The 19,214-nt window shown below is 64.9% G+C and carries 10 protein-coding genes and 3 rRNA genes; 12 read left to right on the forward strand and 1 reads right to left on the reverse strand.

Annotated features, from left to right (window positions below; translation table 11 throughout):
• Positions 1-210 precede the first annotated feature (210 nt).
• The 7 genes from BN3001_RS04115 to BN3001_RS04145 all read left to right on the forward strand — a co-directional run bounded on the left by BN3001_RS04115 (position 211) and on the right by BN3001_RS04145 (position 13,253).
• Positions 211-1,725 (forward strand): 16S ribosomal RNA (locus BN3001_RS04115).
• A 250-nt stretch (positions 1,726-1,975) separates the two neighbouring features.
• Positions 1,976-4,905, forward strand: a 23S ribosomal RNA gene (locus BN3001_RS04120).
• A 105-nt stretch (positions 4,906-5,010) separates the two neighbouring features.
• Positions 5,011-5,126 (forward strand): 5S ribosomal RNA (rrf, locus tag BN3001_RS04125).
• The 16S, 23S and 5S rRNA genes sit together here, the layout of an rRNA operon.
• A gap of 201 nt (positions 5,127-5,327) precedes the next feature.
• Positions 5,328-8,330, forward strand: a complete 3,003-nt coding sequence (locus BN3001_RS04130) for a bacterial transcriptional activator domain-containing protein (RefSeq protein ID WP_058270560.1) — start codon at positions 5,328-5,330, stop codon at positions 8,328-8,330.
• A 122-nt stretch (positions 8,331-8,452) separates the two neighbouring features.
• On the forward strand, positions 8,453-11,245 hold the full coding sequence (gene secA / locus BN3001_RS04135) for a preprotein translocase subunit SecA (protein WP_058270561.1): 2,793 nt from the start codon (positions 8,453-8,455) through the stop codon (positions 11,243-11,245).
• Positions 11,246-12,361 (forward strand): peptide chain release factor 2, encoded by a 1,116-nt coding sequence (gene prfB / locus BN3001_RS04140; RefSeq protein ID WP_058270562.1) that lies wholly within the window; start codon positions 11,246-11,248, stop codon positions 12,359-12,361.
• Entirely contained in the window at positions 12,354-13,253 is a 900-nt protein-coding gene (locus BN3001_RS04145; protein WP_058270563.1) for a YitT family protein, read from the forward strand. Before prfB ends, BN3001_RS04145 begins: the two co-directional genes overlap by 8 nt.
• A 21-nt stretch (positions 13,254-13,274) precedes the next feature.
• Here BN3001_RS04145 and BN3001_RS04150 read toward each other — a convergent pair whose 3' ends face one another.
• Positions 13,275-14,054 carry a DeoR/GlpR family DNA-binding transcription regulator gene (locus BN3001_RS04150; RefSeq protein ID WP_058270564.1) on the reverse strand — a complete coding sequence of 260 codons (780 nt, stop codon included), beginning with the start codon at positions 14,052-14,054 and terminating at the stop codon, positions 13,275-13,277.
• Positions 14,055-14,406: 352 nt separating this feature from the next.
• On the opposite strand from BN3001_RS04150, the gene BN3001_RS04155 reads away from it, so the two are divergent.
• The 5 genes from BN3001_RS04155 (at position 14,407) to ulaG (ending at position 19,199) form a co-directional block, all read left to right on the forward strand.
• A complete protein-coding gene (locus tag BN3001_RS04155) occupies positions 14,407-14,871 on the forward strand; it encodes a PTS sugar transporter subunit IIA (protein ID WP_058270565.1) in 465 nt (154 codons plus the stop codon).
• 30 nt (positions 14,872-14,901) lie between these two features.
• Entirely contained in the window at positions 14,902-16,521 is a 1,620-nt protein-coding gene (locus tag BN3001_RS04160) for a PTS ascorbate transporter subunit IIC (RefSeq protein WP_058270566.1), read from the forward strand.
• An 89-nt stretch (positions 16,522-16,610) separates the two neighbouring features.
• Positions 16,611-16,922 carry a PTS sugar transporter subunit IIB gene (locus tag BN3001_RS04165; RefSeq protein ID WP_058270567.1) on the forward strand — a complete coding sequence of 104 codons (312 nt, stop codon included), beginning with the start codon at positions 16,611-16,613 and terminating at the stop codon, positions 16,920-16,922.
• Positions 16,923-16,948: 26 nt separating this feature from the next.
• Positions 16,949-18,004: a hypothetical protein gene (locus BN3001_RS04170; RefSeq protein ID WP_058270568.1), complete on the forward strand. Its 1,056-nt coding sequence runs from the start codon at positions 16,949-16,951 to the stop codon at positions 18,002-18,004.
• A 76-nt stretch (positions 18,005-18,080) separates the two neighbouring features.
• On the forward strand, positions 18,081-19,199 hold the full coding sequence (gene ulaG, locus BN3001_RS04175) for an L-ascorbate 6-phosphate lactonase (RefSeq protein WP_058270569.1): 1,119 nt from the start codon (positions 18,081-18,083) through the stop codon (positions 19,197-19,199).
• Positions 19,200-19,214 lie beyond the last annotated feature (15 nt).

Consider the following 19,214-nt stretch of genomic DNA (forward strand, 5'->3'; position numbering starts at 1 on the left):
CCTCGCGCCGCACAGGGCAGGCCGGGAGGGCGGCGCGGCGAACCTTGAGAACCGGATACTGCGATCGAGAGATCGACAAGAGACAGCGAAGAATGAGCGAAGCTCGAGACGACGCAGAGTCAATTCGAGACCAAGCGAATCCAGATCAGCGGAGCATTCGGCGGGGTCGGCCCCACGCGAGACGACCCCGGGCCCCAGGGCCCGGGAGCTCGAACGGAGAGTTCGATCCTGGCTCAGGATGAACGCTGGCGGCGCGCCTAACACATGCAAGTCGAACGGTTAAGGCTTCCTCGGAAGCGAATAGAGTGGCGAACGGCTGAGTAACACGTGGGCAACCTGCCCCTCGCACCGGGACAGCCTCGGGAAACCGTGGTTAATACCGGATACTCCGCCGCCCCCGCATGGGGGCGGCGGGAAAGCCCAGACGGCGAGGGATGGGCCCGCGGCCTGTTAGCTCGTTGGCGGGGTGACGGCCCACCAAGGCGATGATGGGTAGCCGGGTTGAGAGACCGACCGGCCAGATTGGGACTGAGACACGGCCCAGACTCCTACGGGAGGCAGCAGTGGGGAATCTTGCACAATGGGCGAAAGCCTGATGCAGCGACGCCGCGTGCGGGAGGAAGGCCCTCGGGTCGTAAACCGCTTTCAGCAGGGACGAGGCCGCAAGGTGACGGTACCTGCAGAAGAAGCCCCGGCTAACTACGTGCCAGCAGCCGCGGTAATACGTAGGGGGCGAGCGTTATCCGGATTCATTGGGCGTAAAGCGCGCGTAGGCGGCCTGTCTGGTCGGGAGTCAAATCCGGGGGCTCAACCCCCGCACGCTCCCGATACCGGCGGGCTTGGGTCTTGGAGGGGGAGGCGGAATTCCCGGGGTAGCGGGGGGATGCGCAGATATCGGGGAGAACACCGGGGGCGGAGGCGGCCTTCTGGGCCACGACTGACGCCGAGGGGCGGGAGGTAGGGGGGCGGACAGGATTAGAAACCCCGGTAGGCCCAGGCGTAAACGATGGACACTAGGTGTGGGGGGACGTGCCCTCCGTGCCGCAGCCAACGCATTAAGTGTCCCGCCTGGGGAGTACGGCCGCAAGGCTAAAACTCAAAGGAATTGACGGGGGCCCGCACAAGCAGCGGAGCATGTGGCTTAATTCGAAGCAACGCGAAGAACCTTACCAGGGCTTGACATCACCGTGAAGCGGCGGAGACGCCGTGGCCGAGAGGAGCGGTGACAGGTGGTGCATGGCTGTCGTCAGCTCGTGTCGTGAGATGTTGGGTTAAGTCCCGCAACGAGCGCAACCCCCGTCGCATGTTGCCAGCGGTCCGGCCGGGCACCCATGCGAGACCGCCGGCGTCAAGCCGGAGGAAGGCGGGGACGACGTCAAGTCATCATGCCCCTTATGCCCTGGGCTGCACACGTGCTACAATGGCCGGCACAGCGGGTTGCCACCGCGCGAGCGGGAGCGAATCCCCAAAGCCGGCCCCAGTTCGGATCGGAGGCTGCAACCCGCCTCCGTGAAGTCGGAGTTGCTAGTAATCGCGGATCAGCACGCCGCGGTGAATGCGTTCCCGGGCCTTGTACACACCGCCCGTCACACCACCCGAGTCGTCTGCACCCGAAGTCGCCGGCCCAACCCTCGCGGGGGGGAGGCGCCGAAGGTGTGGAGGGCGAGGGGGGTGAAGTCGTAACAAGGTAGCCGTACCGGAAGGTGCGGCTGGATCACCTCCTTTCTAGGGAGACAGACTTCTTGGAAGTAAAGAGAGCCGATGCCCGGCGCGGGCCGGCCCGCAGGTCCGGCCTCTTGCCGCCCCTCCCCGGGGCGCAGCGTCCGGTCCCGAGGGCTCGCCCCCGGCGTACCTTGAGAGCCGCATAGCGTGACAAAGACGATATTTTCTTTTTTCTAAGAAGATCGCATCTGATCGCCCGGGGCCGCCAGGCCCCGGAGTGTATGTATGTACGTATGCACCAGGCCGTCGACGAAGAGAAGATGGTACGTGCGCACGGTGGATGCCTAGGCACAGGAAGCCGACGAAGGACGTGACAAGCTGCGATAAGCCGCGGTGAGGGGCACATGCCCGACGACCCGCGGATCTCCGAATGGGCGAACCCGGCGGGGCCCATGCCCCGCCGCCGCCGCCTGAACTCATAGGGCGCGCGGAGGCAACCTGGGGAACTGAAACATCTAAGTACCCAGAGGAAGAGAAATCAACCGAGATTCCCCCAGTAGCGGCGAGCGAACGGGGAGGAGGCCAAACCGGCGGGCGCTTCGGCCCCGCCGGGGTTGTAGGGCCGGTCACGCGGCAGTGACAAACCGGCGGGGGAGCGGAAGGGCCTGGGAAGGCCCGCGAGACAGGGTTAGAGCCCCGTACGCGAACCCCCGCCGGCTGCCGACCGGTCCCTGAGTACCGCCGGACACGTGAAACCCGGTGGGAAGCTGGGGGGACCACCCTCCAAGCCTAAATACTCTCCTGTGACCGATAGTGGACAAGTACCGTGAGGGAAAGGTGAAAAGCACCCCGGGAGGGGAGTGAAATAGTACCTGAAACCGTGCGCGCACAAGCAGTCGGAGCGGCCCCTCGGGGCCGTGACGGCGTGCCTTTTGTAGAATGAGCCAGCGAGTTACGGCGTGTGGCGAGGTCAAGCCACGAAGCGAGCCGCAGCGACAGCGAGTCCCAACCGGGCGCACAGTCGCACGCCGTAGACGCGAAGCCGGGTGAGCTATCCACGGGCAGGCTGAAACGGGGGTAAGACCCCGCGGAGGGCCGAACCCACCTAGGTTGAAAACTGGGGGGATGACCCGCGGATAGGGGTGAAAGGCCTATCAAACCCGGAGATATCTCGTTCTCCCCGAAATAGCTTTAGGGCTAGCCTCGGACGCTTACCTGCGGAGGTAGAGCACCGGATGGGCGCGGGGGCCTCACCGCCTACCAAACCCAACCGAACTCCGAATGCCGCAGGTCCGGAGTCCGGGAGTCAGAGCGCGTGGGCTAAGCCGCGCGCTCGAGAGGGAAACAGCCCAGACCGCCCGCTAAGGTCCCCAAATCCATGCTGAGTGGCAAAGGATGTGCGTTTGCTCAGACAACCAGGATGTTGGCTTAGAAGCAGCCACCCATTCAAAGAGTGCGTAACAGCTCACTGGTCGAGTGGACATGCGCCGACAATATACGGGGCTAAGCATGGTACCGAAGCGGCGGACTGACCTGTCAGTGGTAGGGGAGCTTTCCGTCCGGGGCGAAGCCGCGGGACGACCCGCGGTGGACCGGCCGGAAGTGAGAATGCTGGCATGAGTAGCGAGAGGGGCGTGGGAAACGCCCCCGCCGTAAACCCAAGGTTTCCTGGGCGAGGCTAATCCTCCCAGGGTCAGTCGGGAGCTAAGGCGAGGCCGGAAGGCGTAGCCGATGCGCAGCAGGTGGACATTCCTGCACCTCCGACGCGGCGCTTGACCGACGGGGTGACGAAGAAGGGTAGCTCAGCGGGGTTCTGGACGTCCCCGTGAGGCCGCGTAGGCCGGGGGGTGGCGAAGTGCGCCCCCCGCGAAGGCCGAGGCGGCTGACGAAGCGACTGAGCGAAGCGAGTGAGCCCATGCTTCCGAGAAAAACCCCTAGGGAGCCGCTAGGAGCCCGTACCGCAAACCGACACAGGTGGGTGGGTAGAACATACCGAGGCGATCGGGAGAACTATGGTTAAGGAACTCGGCAAAATCGCCCCGTAACTTCGGGAGAAGGGGCGCCGCCGCAGGTGGAGGGACGCGCTCCCCGAGCCCGCGGCGGCCGCAGCGAAGAGGTCCAAACGACTGTTTACCAAAAACACAGGACTCTGCTGAAGTCGTAAGACGACGTATAGGGTCTGACGCCTGCCCGGTGCCGGAAGGTCACGAGGAGCCGTCAGCGCGAGCGAAGCGGCGAATCCAAGCCCCGGTAAACGGCGGCCGTAACTATAACGGTCCTAAGGTAGCGAAATTCCTTGTCGGGTAAGTTCCGACCTGCACGAAAGGCGTAACGATTTGGACGCTGTCTCAACCATAGACCCGGTGAAATTGCACTAGTCGTGAAGATGCGACTTACCCGCGGAAGGACGGAAAGACCCCGTGAACCTTTACTGCAGCTTGACATTGGCTGCCGGTCCGTCGTGTAGAGGATAGGTGGGAGACTTCGAACCCGGGACGCCAGTCCCGGGGGAGTCGCCCTTGGAATACCACCCTCGACGCTCTGGCATCCTAACCCGCGGCCGTGAGCCGGCGCGGGGACCGTGTCAGGTGGGTAGTTTGACTGGGGCGGTCGCCTCCTAAAGAGTAACGGAGGCGCGCAAAGGTCTGCTCAGCCTGGTCGGCAACCAGGCCCTTGAGTGCAAGAGCGCAAGCAGGCTCGACTGCGAGGCCCACAAGCCGAGCAGGGACGAAAGTCGGCTCTAGTGATCCGGCGGCCCAGAGTGGAATGGCCGTCGCTCAACGGATAAAAGGTACTCCGGGGATAACAGGCTGATCTTCCCCAAGAGTCCACATCGACGGGAAGGTTTGGCACCTCGATGTCGGCTCATCGCATCCTGGGGCTGGAGCAGGTCCCAAGGGTATGGCCGTTCGCCATTTAAAGCGGTACGCGAGCGGGGTTCAGAACGTCGTGAGACAGTTCGGTCCCTATCCTCCGCGGGCGTAGGTGAACTGAGGGAGGCTGCCCCTAGTACGAGAGGACCGGGGTGGACGGACCTCCGGTGAACGGGTTGTCAACCAATGGCACTGCCCGGTAGCTGAGTCCGGTCGGGATAACCGCTGAAGGCATCTAAGCGGGAAGCCCGTCCCGAGATGAGTTCTCCCTCTGGTAAGGCCCCTCGTAGACCACGAGGTGATAGGCCGCAGGTGCAAGGCGCGCGAGCGTCTCAGCCGAGCGGCACTAATCGGCCGAGCTCTTCTGTTCGCGTCCGGCCCGGCGGTCGGTGCGGTCATCTTGGGCATCGTCGGCGTCCCGGGCGGCGGGCCCGAGGGCATGCGGGAGCGGCCCGAGGGAGAACGCCCCTCGCTGGTCGGCGGCCATGGCAGGGGAGGCACACCCGGTCCCATGCCGAACCCGGAAGTTAAGCCCCCGAGCGCCGATGGTACTGCGGAGCAAGTCCGTGGGAGAGCAGGACGCCGCCGACCAGCGAGGCGCGTTTTCGCGCGATGGAAGGCCCCCGGGGTGACCCCCGGGGGCCTTCTCGCCCTCGCGGCGCCCTGGCGCCTTTTCAGCTCGCGCCCGGCCGGTCCCCCGGGGTTTTCGACTCTTCAGCAATGGTAAAGGATTTATAAAGGGCTACCCGGCCGCGTCGCCGGGACCTGTTGCCGTTGCGAAGGGAGAGCCCCATGTCCATTGACGAACAACGCCTGTCTGCCGGGGATGAGACCCTCACCGACGACCTGTTCCTGCGCATCAGCTCGCCCCTTCTTCGCGTGGCCGACGGCATGGCCCGCGGCCTGGGGTGCGACGACGAGGCGTCACTCGTCGTCCTGTGCGCCGAGACGGGCATGGGCAAGACGAGCTTCATGGACGCCCTGCTTTTGGCTGAGGCCCAGCGCGGGGCCCAGATTCGACGCGCGGCGCTTGACGCGTGCGGCGCGGAGACGCCCCCCGTTCGACTCAATCGGCTCTGCCGCGACGTCGTATCCCTCAGGGAGCATGGGCGCAGGGTTGCCGTCGGCGTTGATCGCGTCCCGTCCGGCACCGAGGGTGACGTTCGTCGAGAGGCTCAGGCGCTGAGACGCATGGTCGCCGCCGGCGCGCTGGTCGTCGTCTGTCTTCTTCCCGAGGCTGACGGCCTCTACCATCTGCTCTCCGAGGCCCGGCGTCTTGACAACCAGAGCTTGCTGTCATACGTGGCGGACGTCATCAGCTCTCGGCCCGATGGGGGGTGTCTGGCTGAGCTGACGCATGGCATCCCCTCGCTCCTCGACGCGCTGGGTGATGACGAGCGCGCCAGGATGGGCGACTTTGGGAGCAGCTCCGCCCCCGGCAGGTTCGCACGCACGCTCAGGAGGGTGGTCATCGCGTACGTTCGTGACTCCCTCCCGCCGGATGAGATCAAGTTGCGGCTTGCCATGATCCTGCTGGGGTCAGGCAGCTTCGACGACCTTGAGGTCCTGCTGGGCCGCCTTGACGCAGAGCTCCTTGCCTGGGAGCAGGATCAGGCCCCGCTGTTGGGCGTCGATCTGTCCCGCTCGAGCTTCTCGGTCGCGGGAGTCACCGAGGAGATGCCCTTTGGCTACTGCCTGGGCATGCTCAAGAGCATGCTGCCGGCGTTCTCCCCGCTTGCCACCGCCTGCGCGCGGGTGCTGTGCGCGCGAGGTCAGTTCGTTCGCGCCGAGCAGGTCTGTCGGCAGGTCACGGACGTAGACGATTTCTATGACATCGGCATGAGCTGGGGATTCGAGCTTCTCATGCGCGGAAAGACGGATTTTGTGAGCCTCTGCCTGGGTCATGCGCGCAACCGGCCGGATGACGGGGACGTGCGGCCGGCGCTGCTCGGTCGGGCGATCGAGGAGCTCAACGGGCGACACGTCTTGCCTTGCGACGGCGAGGGACGGGCTCTGCCACCCCCACGGCGGCCGTCCGATCGCGAGCGCTGCGCACGATGCTGCCTTGCGGTCATGGAGCGCCAGCGAGACCTGCTCGCGGGCCTCGCCCCCGCGCCGCTCGACGAGGTCGTGCTGGCCGGCCTCGGGGAGCACGGGGAGCTGCTGGAGCGACACCTGCGCTGCACCGAACGGCTGCTGGGCGGGCGGTTCTCTGACGTCTTCAACGACCTGATGGATTGTCCGGAGCGACGGGCGCCCGACGACGTGCCGGGAGCGCTGCTCTGCGTCGACTTCCTGCTTGCCGAGGCCTTGTCGGGGTCATGCCGCTCCCCTGACGAGGAGCGCGACTTGGACGAGGCACGAACGCTTCTGTGGGAGGCGTCACCCGGTCGTCTCGGCCTCTATGCCCGGACGCTTGATTCGGCGTTGGACGTGCTGCTCGGCGACGCCCTGGGCATACCCGGCGTGGAGCGGCTCCTCTCCCTCTCCCATGCGCAGGGGGACGTGATGGTGGAGGCCGTTCTGCTCCTGTTGGCGGGCATGGGAGACGTCAAGTCGGGCGCCCAGGCCCGCGCGATCGTTCGCGCCCAACGGGTCGAGTCCTTGATCGAGCGCCAGAACGCGCCGTTTCTGTGCGACTGCGCCGAGCTCATCGCGCTCGTCGCCCGCCTCGGGGTGAATGACGTTCCGGGCGCGGGCGAGCCCATGGCACGGGGCGCGGCGTCGCCCGTGAGAGACCTGTGTCGCATGGCCGGCGCCATCGCCCGGGGCGATGACCCTCGACAGGTGAGGTTGGACGTGCTCGCGCGCTCCAGCTTCCCTCGCGAGCTGGCCTGGACGCTCAGGCTCATGCTGCGCCATGCCGGCGCGCTCGCGGACGTGCTGCGCTCGGGGCTTCCCAAGAGCTGGCTGAGGGTGGAGCGCACCACGATATCCCCCTGTCCCGCGCGCATGGCCCCGCCACGACGGACGAGGCCCGTCGCGCTGGGCGCACGCGAGGCGGACAAGGACCCCCAGCGTCCCCGACGCGTCCGCCTGACGATCATGGGAAGCTTCTCGGTCGAGGTGGACGGGGAGGTCATCGGGCCGGAGCGGCTCGTCGCGCGACGAGCCCGTGACCTCTTGGCCCTTCTTGCCCTGGTGAAGGGCCATAAGACGACCAAGCGCGACGCGCTGACCGCCATCTGGGGCGAGATCGACTATGAGCGGGGCAAGCAGCGCCTGTACGAGGCGACCTCAACGGTCCGCAAGGTGCTGCGCGCGCGTCGTCGCGGCATAGAGCCCATCCTGAGCAGTCGGACCGACGGGACCATATCGCTCAACGTCAGCCTCATCGTCTGCGACGTGGACATGTTCCGCGAGGAGGCCCTCCTTTCCCTGGGCAACGACGGCAGCGACGACGAGACGGTCACCCATGCCTGTCTGGCGCGACGTTGGTACGGGACGGGACCCTCGGTCTCCCTGGATGACGTGTCGGGCTTTGCCTCCCGACATGCACGCGCTCTCCAGCGCCTGTATGTCAGCTCCCTGGCGGCCGGCAGCGAGGCGGCGCTCAGGCAGGGCAAGCCGTATCTCTCCTCCCTGCTCGCCCGCGACGCGCTCATGGGGGAGCCTCGTCGCGAGGACGTGACCATCTCGCTGGTGGAGGCCCTCGCCCAGCTGGGGCGCGTTGCCGAGGTGGAGTCCATGTACGAGCGCTACCAGCGCATGACGGCGCGAGGCGCGCGGCGACGATCGAGGACGCTTGAGCAGGCCTTTTCCGAGGCGATAGGACGTCTCTGCCCGGAGTCCTGACACCGCTGGTGCCGTTTTCATGGGTCGGCCGGCCGCGCGCACCTCCCCACGTCACAATTGATACAGTGATACTGGAAACTGAGCGTGGGCATGGCCTGCGCCGGGCACTGAGAAGGGGCTCGATGGCTAATCTGTTCACCAGGCTGCTCTCGCGTGGAGCGGGCAGGCAGCTCAAGGAGTTCGAACGAATCAAGGACCTGGTCAACGACCAGGGGGAGCGCTTCAAGGGCATTGACGACGACCAGCTGAGGGCCATGACCGCGCGCTTCCGCGAGCGCTATGCCGCCGGCGAGACGCTTGACGAGCTTTTGCCCGAGGCGTTTGCCGCCGTCAGGGAGGCGTCGTCGCGCGTGCTGGGCATGCGTCACTTTGACGTGCAGGTCATCGGCGGCATCGCCCTCAACAGCGGCATGATCGCCGAGATGAAGACGGGCGAGGGAAAGACGCTCGTCTCGACGCTCGCGGGCTACCTCAACGCCATCGCGGGCGAGGGCGTGCACATCGTCACGGTCAACGACTACCTCGCCAAGCGCGACAGCGAGTGGATGGGGCAGCTCTATCGCTTTATGGGCATGGACGTCGGCCTGCTGCAGAACGGCATGGACCTGTCGTCCAAGAGGCCGGCCTACGCCGCTGACGTCACCTACGGCACCAATTCGGAGTTTGGCTTCGATTATCTGCGCGACAACATGGTGACCCGGGCCGACATGCGCGTGCAGCGGGGACATCACTTTGCGATCGTCGACGAGGTCGACTCCATCCTCATCGACGAGGCGCGCACGCCCCTCATCATCTCGGGCGTGGGGACCAAGTCGGCCAGCACCTACAAGGACTTCGCGCGCGCCGTGCGCGGCCTGACTGCCGACGTCGACTATGAGATGGACGAGGCCAAGCACACCATCGCGGCGACCGAGCTGGGACTCTCCAAGATCGAGTCAAAGCTCGGTGTGGACGACATCTACGCCGACCCCTCGGGCCAGCTGGTCAATCACCTCCAGCAGGCGCTCAAGGCGCAGTACATGTTTCATCGCGACCAGCAGTACATGGTCGTGGACGGCGAGGTCAAGATCGTCGACGAGTTCACGGGTCGCGCCATGGAGGGCAGGCGCTACTCCGAGGGGCTCCACCAGGCGATCGAGGCCAAGGAGGGCGTGCTCGTCCGCGAGGAGAACCAGACGCTCGCGACGATCACCCTGCAGAACTACTTTCGTCTGTATGACAAGCTCTCCGGCATGACGGGCACCGCCATGACCGAGGACGCCGAGTTTCGCGAGATCTACCACCTTCCCGTGCAGGCGATACCGCCCAACAGGCCCGTCATCCGTAAGGACCATGACGACCTGGTGTACCGCAACTCCCACGCCAAGTTCAACGCCGTCGCCGACGAGGTCGTGGCGCGCCACGCCAAGGGGCAGCCCTGCCTCGTGGGCACCGTCTCCATCGAGAACTCGGAGCGCCTCGCGCGCATCCTGCAGAAGAGGGGCATTCGCGACTTCGAGGTCCTCAACGCCAAGTTCCATGAGCGCGAGGCGCAGATCGTCGCGCAGGCCGGCCGTCGGGGCGCCGTGACCATCGCGACGAACATGGCCGGCCGCGGCACGGACATCCTGCTGGGCGGCAACCCCACCGAGCTCGCCCGCGAGATGCTGCGCGAACGTGGCTACTTTGCCAAGGCCGCCGAGGGGCAGGAGCCCCTGGAGCCCAGCCAAGAGGAGCTTGATGCGGCGCTCGCCGAGGCCAGGGACATCTGCGCGCGGGAGCGCGAGGAGGTCAAGGCGGCGGGCGGTCTCTGCGTCATCGGCACGCAGCGCCACGAGAGCAGGCGCATCGACAACCAGCTGCGCGGCCGTTCGGGACGACAGGGAGATCCCGGAGAGACGCAGTTCTACCTGTCGCTCGACGACGACCTCATGCGCCTCTTCGGCAGCGAGAAGATGAACCGCGTGGCCTCCATCCTCGAGCGAGCCGACGTTCCCGAGGACCTTCCCATTCAGACGAAGGTCATCACCAAGGGCGTGGAAGGCGCCCAGCACAAGGTCGAAGAGGTCAACTTTGCCATGCGCAAGAACGTCCTGGACTATGACGACGTCATGAACAAGCAGCGCCAGGTCATCTACGAGGAGCGCAACAAGATCCTGGACGGCAAGGACCTGGTGGGTCACGTGAACGAGGTCACGTACGAGGCGGTGCGGCGCAACGTCGCCGTCTACTGCCCCGAGGACCAGGACATGGATGACTGGGACCTCTCGGGCCTCATCAAGTGGGTCTCTGAGCTCACGGGCAGGGACGATGCTCCCCAGCCCGAAGGCGACATGAGTCAGGCGGAGATCTGCGACCTGTTTGACGAGTACGTCACCCGCTGCTACGAGGAGAAGTCCCAGCTGCTGCCCGAGGGGGCCATGCAGGCCCTCTCGTCCCAGGTCATGCTTCGCGTCATCGACACGCGCTGGATGGCCTACCTGCAGGAGATGGATTATCTCAAGACCGGCATCGGCCTGAGGGGCTATGGCCAGCGCGACCCCCTCGTCGAGTACAAGACGGAGGCCTACGCCGCGTTCACCGAGCTCGTCAGCACCATGTACGAGGATTTCCTGCGCACCATCCTGCGCATAGGCATTTCGTCGGGGCGACCGCCCCGCAGCGTCGAGGCCGACGGCGGCGCCAGCCTGCGCGGCGCGCGCTTCTCGGGTCCGGCCGAGGTGGATGGCGACCAAGGGTCCCGCAGCGGCGCCGCGGGGGCACAAGGACGCGCCCCGGCGCACATGGCCCCGGCGCACGGCGCGCCCGCAGGCGAAAAGCCCGCGACCTACCGCAAGTCCGAGGACCCAAACCCCTATGTGGGGGTGGGACGCAACGATCCGTGCCCCTGCGGGAGCGGCAAGAAGTTCAAGCACTGCCATGGCAGGAACGCATAGATGGCCGAGGTCACCCAGGCGTCCATGGACGCGCTCGCGCGGCGCCTCGACGAGGTCGAGAGCTATCTCCGCATAGACCAGAAGCGCGACCTCGTCGCGCGTCTCGAGCGTCAGGTCAGCTCCGCCGACTTCTGGAGCGACGCGGAGGCGGCGAGCAAGGTCATGTCCGAGCTCACGCAGGCCAAGGACGAGATCTCGCAGCTCGTCCTGGCGCGCGAGCAGCTTGATGACGCCCAGGCAGCCTATGACCTGGGCAGGGAGTCCGGTGAGGAGGACGTGCTCGCCGAGGCCGACGAGCTCATTGCCGAGCTGGAGGGCCGACTCTCCGACCTCGAGCTTGCGAGCTGGTTCACGGGGGAGTTCGACGGCGGCGACGCCATCATCACCATCACGCCGGGACAGGGGGGCCTTGAGGCCCAGGACTGGTGCGGCATGCTCTTTAGGATGTACCAGGCCTACTGCGCCCGTCGAGGGTGGAAGGTCACGGTCAACGACGCTCCCGCCGCGGAGGTCATCGGCCTTGACCGCGCCACCTTCACGGTGAGCGGCAAGAACGCCTTCGGCATGCTTCGCGGCGAGCAGGGCGTCCACCGGCTCGTGCGCATCTCGCCCACCGACGCCAAGAGGCGCAGGCAGACGACGTTCGCCGGCGTCGAGGTGCTTCCCGTGCTGCCTGATGACGTCCAGGTTGACATTGACCCTGCCGACCTGCGCATTGACGTCTACCATGCCTCGGGGCACGGCGGCCAGGGCGTCAACACCACCGACTCCGCCGTGCGCATCACGCACCTTCCCACGGGAACGGTCGTCACCTGCCAGAACGAGCGGAGCCAGCTCCAGAACAAGGCCTTCGCCATGAACATCCTGCGCAGCCGCCTCTTTGAGCTGGAGCTCGCAAAGCGCGAGGCGGAGCTTGACGAGCTGCGGGGGCCCAAGCATCAGATCGGCTTCGGCAATCAGATCAGGAGCTACGTGCTCTATCCCTACCAGCTCGTCAAGGATTTGCGCAGCGGCGTCGAGACGGGCAACGTGGACTCCGTCCTCGTCGACGGCGACCTTGACAGGTTTGTCGTCGGCTACCATCGATGGGCCGTGGGAGGGGGGCACGATGCCTAGGCCCTTTCTTCCCCTTCCGCGCGTCTCTCGTCGCGAGCTGGCCCGAAAGCTCTTCCTCATCCTGGCGGGGTCGTTCATCTACGCGCTGGGCGTCGACATGTTCGAGATTCCCAACGGCCTTGCGGCGGGCGGGCTCACGGGCCTGGCGACGACCACGTCTGCCGTGGCGGCGCAGATGGGCGTCAACCTGCCCGTGGGCATCCAGACCATCGGCATGAACGTGCTTTTGCTCATCTACGTCTACGTGTCCACGAAGGACGTCAGCTACATCATGCAGAGCATCGTCGGCATCCTGGCCTCGGGCTTCTTCACCGACGCCCTCGCGCCCCTCGTTCCCGTGCCGGCTCAGGGGCAGCTGCTGATCTGCGCCATATGGGGCGGCATCATATCGGGCGCCGGCATCGGGCTCGTCTTCATGAGCGGCGGCAACACGGGCGGGACCGACCTCATTTGCCAGCTCATCGCCCGACGTACGGGCAGTTCCATGGGGGTGCTCGTCATGCTCGTCGACGGGGCGGTGCTGCTGCTGTCCGTTCCCGTCTTCTCGCTCACCAACGCGCTGTACGCCGGGGTTGCCATGTATGTTGCCGCCCGCGTCCTGGACATGGTGCTCGAGGGCCCGCTTACCGCGCGTGTGTGCTACGTCATCTCGGAGCTCCATGCCGACATCGCGCGCGAGGTGCTCTACACCCTGGGGCGCGGCTGCACCGAGCTGCAGGCGCGGGGGGTGTGGAGCGGCAATGCGCGCCCCGTCCTGATGGTGGTGGTCGGGCGTAACGAGACAGTCAGGCTCAAGGAGATCGTCGCCTCCCTGGACCCCGAGGCCATAGTGATCGTCTCGGAGGTTCACGAGGCCTTTGGCGAGGGCTTCAGTCGCCTGGGGAGCTCGTAGGGGCACAGGCGTCGCGCCGCGTCAGTCGTCGAGCAGACGCTCCCCCGGCTTCATGACCATGCGCACGCCGGCGCGCTCGAGCCGGGCGAGCTCGGCGGGATCCGCGCTCTCGTCCGTGACGAGCATGTCGATCTGGTCGGGCGTCCCGTAGCGGAAGCTGGCGCTCATGCCGATCTTGGTCCCGTCAGCGACGACGATGTGCATGTCGGCGTTCTCTATCATCAGCGAGTTGATGCTCGTCTCGTGCGACACGAGCGTGGTGATGCCCCCCTTGGCGGAGAGGCCCGAGCAGCCCATGATCGCCTTCGCCGCGTTGACGCTCCTGACGCTCTTGAGCGCGAACTCGCCGGTCATCGACCATTTGGGAAGACGGGCGTCGCCGCCCGTGAGGATGACGGAGAGGTTGGGGGGCAGCGTGAGCTGGAGCGCCCTTCCGTTGTTCGTCACGACGGTGACGTTCTGCGCCGTGATGTGCTCCAGCACCGACAGCGCGGTTGAGCTGGTGTTGACGAAGACGGTGTCCCCGTCCTCGACGAGTCGGGCCGCCTCGCGGGCGATGGCGAGCTTGGCCGTGATGGCTCGTGAGTTCATGGGTCCCCCGAGGGGGTCAATCAGCTCCACGGAGCCGTGCATCCTCCTGACGATTCCCTCGTCGGCAAGCGTGTCGAGGTCGCGCCTGATGGTGAGGGCCGAGACGTCAAAATAGGCGGCAAGGTCGGCGACCCTCGCCCTTCCTCCCTCGGCCAGCAGGTCAACCAGGGCGTCACGCCGCTCCTTGACAAGCCTGTTATGAACGCGCATGGTGCCTCCTGTCCGCGCCGTGACCAGGGCAATGTACCGTTCACCAGTCAAAACGCACCGTTCACCCGGGTGAGCGGAAAAAACCACATGAACCTTCATTCGTCCACCAGCAGCACATTCCAGAGGAATCGCCGCATTCCGTCATTTTAATGAACGAAAGAACTCAAAATAAGATAATTACATTCACCATAAACATTCAATAAGAAATTAAATAGCGCAATAAACATTCACATGAAGTACCATCAGGGTGAAAAGGTGAGGGGAGAGGCCCCGGCACATGACCGTGCCCAGATTCCTGAGCCTGACGCACGTGCGCATACGACGACGATCTGCGCGAAGGGGGGTGCAACACATGCTTCTTTCTCAGCTGTACGAACTCAAGCACTTCAACCTGGTGGACGGGCCCCTGGAGTGGCGTGACGCCCTGCGCGAGGGCATCAAGCCGCTCGTGGCGGACGGCAGCGTCGAGAGCGAGTACGCGGACTGCCTCATCAAGAACGTCGAGGAGCACGGTCCCTACATCGTCCTCATCCCCGGCGTCGCCATGCCGCATGCGGTCGCGGGCGCGGTTGGCACCAACAAGGAGGCCATCAGCTTCATGAGGGTCAAGGAGCCGGTCCACTTTGGCGCCGAGGACGACCCCGACACCACGGCCACCGTCTTCTTCACCCTGAGCGACGTCGACGCGGAGTCGCATCTGGTGAACATGCAGCGGTTGGCCGCCGTCATGTCAAACGAGGAGGTCATCGACAGGCTCTCTAAGATCGAGAGCCCCGAGGAGCTCCTGGAGATTGACAAGCTTGTCGGGGACGAGTAAACGCACCCGCACTATCCGTTAGGAGAGGAAATGGACATTCTGCTGGCAGCGGTCAACTGGTTCTCCAAGACCATTCTGTCGCAGCCTGCCTGGATCATCGGCTTCATTGTCGTCATCGGCTACTGCCTGCTCGGCAAGAAGTGGTACGAGGTCCTCGCCGGCTTCATCAAGGCGTCGGTCGGCTACATGATTCTGTCGGTCGGCTCGGGCGGGCTCATCTCGTCGTTCCGTCCCATCACCGTCGGGCTCAGCCAGCGCTTCAACCTGAGCGCCATGGTCATCGACCCCTACTTTGGCAACAATGCCGTCGATGCCGGCGTCAAAGCGGCCGCGGCCGGCAACGGCCCCGCCTTCCTGGCCAACGCCAACGTCTCGCAGTACATGCTGCTGCTTCTGTTTGCGTATATTCTCAACATCCTGCTCGTCGCCCTCAAGCGCTACACGAAGCTGCGCGCCATCTTCACCACGGGCAACGTCCAGGTGCAGCAGGCCGCCACGGCCCTGTGGCTCATCATGTTCTGCTTCCCCAGCCTCATGAGCGTGCCCGCTCTCGTCGTCATGACGATTCTTCTGGGCCTATACTGGGCCGTCGGCTCCAACCTCACGATCGGCCCCGCCCAGGAGCTTACCGAGGGCGCCGGCTTCGCCATCGGCCATCAGCAGATGTTCGGCATCTTCCTGGCCTCCAAGGCCGCTGGATGGATGCGCAAGCGTGACGAGATCCGTCAGGCCAAGAACCCCGGCAAGACCTCCATCTTCGACAAGAAGCTCGAGGACATCGAGCTCCCCGGCTGGCTCTCCATGTTCAACGAGAACATGGTCTCCACCGCGCTGCTCATGACGCTCTTCTTTGGCATCATCCTCGTCGTCATTGGCCCTGACTTCCTCATCAAGCTCTCCGACAAGGAGCAGACGGCCGCCACGTACCTGCTCACGGGCAACGCCGCCCTCACGCCGGGCAAGAGCTTCGTCTTCTACATCATGTACAACTGCTTCCAGTTTGCCGTGTACCTGACGATCCTGCAGCTTGGCGTCCGCACCTTCGTGGCCGAGCTCACGGTGTCCTTCCAGGGCATCTCCAACAAGCTCCTCAAGGGCTCCGTACCTGGCGTGGACTGCGCCGTCACCTTTGGCTTCGGCTCCACCAACGCCGTCACCCTGGGCTTCATGGCCGGCGCCATAGGGCAGTTCATCGCCATCGCCGTCCTGATTCTCATCAAGAGCCCCGTCCTCGTGGTCGCCGGCTTCATCCCCCTGTTCTTTGACAACGCCACGCTCGGCGTCTTCGCGAACAACAAGGGAGGGCTCAAGGCCTGCCTGATCATCCCCTTCATCTGCGGTCTCTGCCAGGTCTTTGGCTCGGCGCTCATCGCCTCCTGGGTGCAGATGTACCAGTACGGCGGCTACCTTGGCATGTTCGACTGGGCGGTCGTCTGGCCCCTCTTCACGGTCATCATGAAGTACGCCAGCTGGGCCGGCATCGCCATCGTCGCCGTGTTCCTGCTCATCATCCCGCAGCTCCAGTACCGTTCGGCCCCCAAGGACGAGAACGGCGAGAGCGCGTACTTCCTCGAGGTCGAGGACTATGACAAGTACGCCGAGCTTCGTGACGCGGCCCTCGCCAAGCAGGTGGCTGACGCCGCAAAGTAAGTCGTAGCAGCACTTGGGCTGGGGGCCGGCGCAACGTCGGTTCCCAGCCGTCGCACGTGCGCCCTCGGGCGCCAACGAGAGGAGAGATTATGCCTGCAAAGATCCTATGCGCCTGCGCCAACGGTTCCGGAACGTCCCTGATGATGCAGCTGACGGTCGAGCGCGTCGCTAAGAAGCTGGGTATGGACGTCTCGCAGGTCCATCATTGCGCGCTCGCCGAAGGCACCTCGACCGCCACGAGCTTTGACATCGCGCTCTTTCCCCGCAACTTTGAGAACATGTTCAAGAGCGCGGCAGATTCGGGCAAGGTCATCTGCATCGGCCTCAAGAACGTTCTCTCGGACAAGGAGATCGAGGAGAAGTTCATCGAGGCCGGCGTCGACAAGAAGTTCGCGAAGTAGATACGCGTCCCAAAGAGAGGCGACATATGAACTACGAAAAGAGGGTCATCGCGACGGACATGCCCAAGTGCTACGCCATCGGCCTGTTTGACGCCGATGACGTGCCGGGCTTTGTCATCGCCACCGAGAAGGACGGCCCCATCCGCCGCTTCAGGCTTGACGGAACGCCGATGGAGAACGTCTGCGATGGTCCCGGCGGCGTCATGACCGTCATGCAGACGCCCGGGCGTGGCGACCAGCTCATGGCGACGTACCAGTTCTTTTCGCCCAACTTTGGCGCCGACGACGCAAAGATCGTCACGTACACGCGCCAGCAGGACGGCTCCTGGAAGCGCAGCGTCCTCTGCGACCTGCCGTACGTGCATCGCTTTGGCGTCCTCAAGGGCGCCGACGGCCAGAGGTGGCTCATCGCCTGCACGATCAAGTCCGCGTGCCGCAAGTTCAAGGACGACTGGAAGACTCCCGGGGCGGTCTATGTCGCGCTGCTGCCCGAGAGGCTTGAGGACTATGACGAGAACCATCAGCTCGAGCTGACGTGCATCGCCCCCTATCAGCTTCAGAACCACGGGTTCAGCGCGGTGCCCGACGGCCCCGACGCGCTCGTGGGAACGGCTGCCGGCGTCTTCCGCTACACGCCGCCCGCGCGCGTGGACGAGGCCTGGCAGGTGGACTGCCTGGCGGTTGAGCATGCGAGCGACATGACCCTGGTCGACCTGGACGGGGACGGTCTGGACGAGCTCGTCGTCATCTCCGCGTTCCATGGGGACACCCTTTCGGTCTGGCACCGCACCGAGCACGAGGACAGCTACCAGAAGGTCTGGGAGGACCCTGAGAAGCGCGGCTTCCTGCACGCAATTTGGTCGGGAACGCTCGCCGGGAGCCCCTGTGCCGTCCTGGGAAATCGTAGGGATGGTCGCGACCTTCTGCGCCTGTACGTTGACGATGGCGCCTACCAGATCGAGATCATCGATCACGACCACGGCCCGGCCAACGTCAGCGTCTTTTCCGACGAGCACGGAGACCACATCATCTCGACCAACCGTGAGACTGACGAGGCGGCCCTGTACGACGTCACGGCCTAGCGCGCGTGACAGAGGCCAAGACCGCCTGCGGGAGACAGGTCACGCTGACTCCCGGAACATGAGTAAGGAGGAATGCATGTCCGCCATCGACGAGGTCACCCGCGAGGGTTGGATCATGAGCACCTTCCCCGAGTGGGGAACCTGGCTCAACGAGGACATAGAGAATTGCACGGTGCCCGAGGGCAACGTCAAGATGTGGTGGCTCGGCTGCACCGGCATGTGGGTAAAGACGCCGGGCGACGCCAACGTCACCATTGACCTGTGGACCGGCAACGGCAAGCGCACGCACGGCAACGGGCTGATGAAGGTCGGCCATCAGATGGCCAACATGGCGGGATGCCGTGCCATGCAGCCCAACCTGCGCAACATCCCCTACGTGTTTGACCCCTTTGGCTTCAAGCACGTGGACGCCGTCCTGGCAACGCACTACCACCAGGACCACATGTCAAAGGAGTGGGCGGCGCACGTCATCCAGTCCGGCATGACCACGGTTGACGAGCAGGGCAACGAGGTGCCTGTGCCCTTCATCGGGCCCGAGAAGTCCGCCGAGTTCTGGCGCAAGTGGGGCGTGCCCGAGGACCGCATCAAGGTCGTCAAGCCGGGCGACACGATCAAGGTCAAGGACATGACGATCGTGGTGCTCGACTCCTTTGACCGCACCTGCATCACCACGACCGACTCCACCGGAGCCGACCGCGAGGACCTGTGGGGCAAGTGCCCGATGGACATGGACGAGAAGGCGGTCAACTATCTGCTCGTCACGCCGGGCGGCAACATCTACCACAGCGGCGACTCGCACTACTCCATCTACTTTGCCAAGCACGGCAAGGACATCATGAAGGAGTACGGCGGCGTTGACGTGGCCTTTGGCTCCTTTGGGTGCAACCCCGTGGGCATGCAGGACAAGATGGAGGCCAGTGACGTCCTGCGCATGGCCGAGGCGCTTCAGACCAAGGTCGTCATTCCCATCCACTGGGACGTGTGGACCAACTTCATGGCCGACCAGCGCGAGATCGAGGTCCTCTACCAGATGCGCAAGGATCGTCTGGGCTACACCTTCCACCCGTACTACTGGCAGCCGGGCGGCGACTACACCTACCCCTTGGACAAGGACAAGAAGGAGTACATGTACGACCGCGGCTTCCATGACTGCTTCGATCACGAGCCCAACGTGCCGTACCGTTCCGTCCTGTAAGACAGGGCATAGCCT

This window comes from Olsenella massiliensis (assembly GCF_001457795.1).
Lineage (GTDB): Bacteria > Actinomycetota > Coriobacteriia > Coriobacteriales > Atopobiaceae > Olsenella_F > Olsenella_F massiliensis.

Bases quoted from the DNA above. Each gene is read 5' to 3' on its own strand.
- secA (WP_058270561.1), top strand. From the start codon at position 8,453: ATGGCTAATCTGTTCACCAGGCTGCTCTCGCGTGGAGCGGGCAGGCAG.
- BN3001_RS04165 (WP_058270567.1), top strand. From the start codon at position 16,611: ATGCCTGCAAAGATCCTATGCGCCTGCGCCAACGGTTCCGGAACGTCC.
- BN3001_RS04160 (WP_058270566.1), top strand. From the start codon at position 14,902: ATGGACATTCTGCTGGCAGCGGTCAACTGGTTCTCCAAGACCATTCTG.
- prfB (WP_058270562.1), top strand. From the start codon at position 11,246: ATGGCCGAGGTCACCCAGGCGTCCATGGACGCGCTCGCGCGGCGCCTC.
- BN3001_RS04150 (WP_058270564.1), bottom strand. From the start codon at position 14,054: ATGCGCGTTCATAACAGGCTTGTCAAGGAGCGGCGTGACGCCCTGGTT.
- BN3001_RS04155 (WP_058270565.1), top strand. From the start codon at position 14,407: ATGCTTCTTTCTCAGCTGTACGAACTCAAGCACTTCAACCTGGTGGAC.
- BN3001_RS04170 (WP_058270568.1), top strand. From the start codon at position 16,949: ATGAACTACGAAAAGAGGGTCATCGCGACGGACATGCCCAAGTGCTAC.
- BN3001_RS04130 (WP_058270560.1), top strand. From the start codon at position 5,328: ATGTCCATTGACGAACAACGCCTGTCTGCCGGGGATGAGACCCTCACC.
- ulaG (WP_058270569.1), top strand. From the start codon at position 18,081: ATGTCCGCCATCGACGAGGTCACCCGCGAGGGTTGGATCATGAGCACC.
- BN3001_RS04145 (WP_058270563.1), top strand. From the start codon at position 12,354: ATGCCTAGGCCCTTTCTTCCCCTTCCGCGCGTCTCTCGTCGCGAGCTG.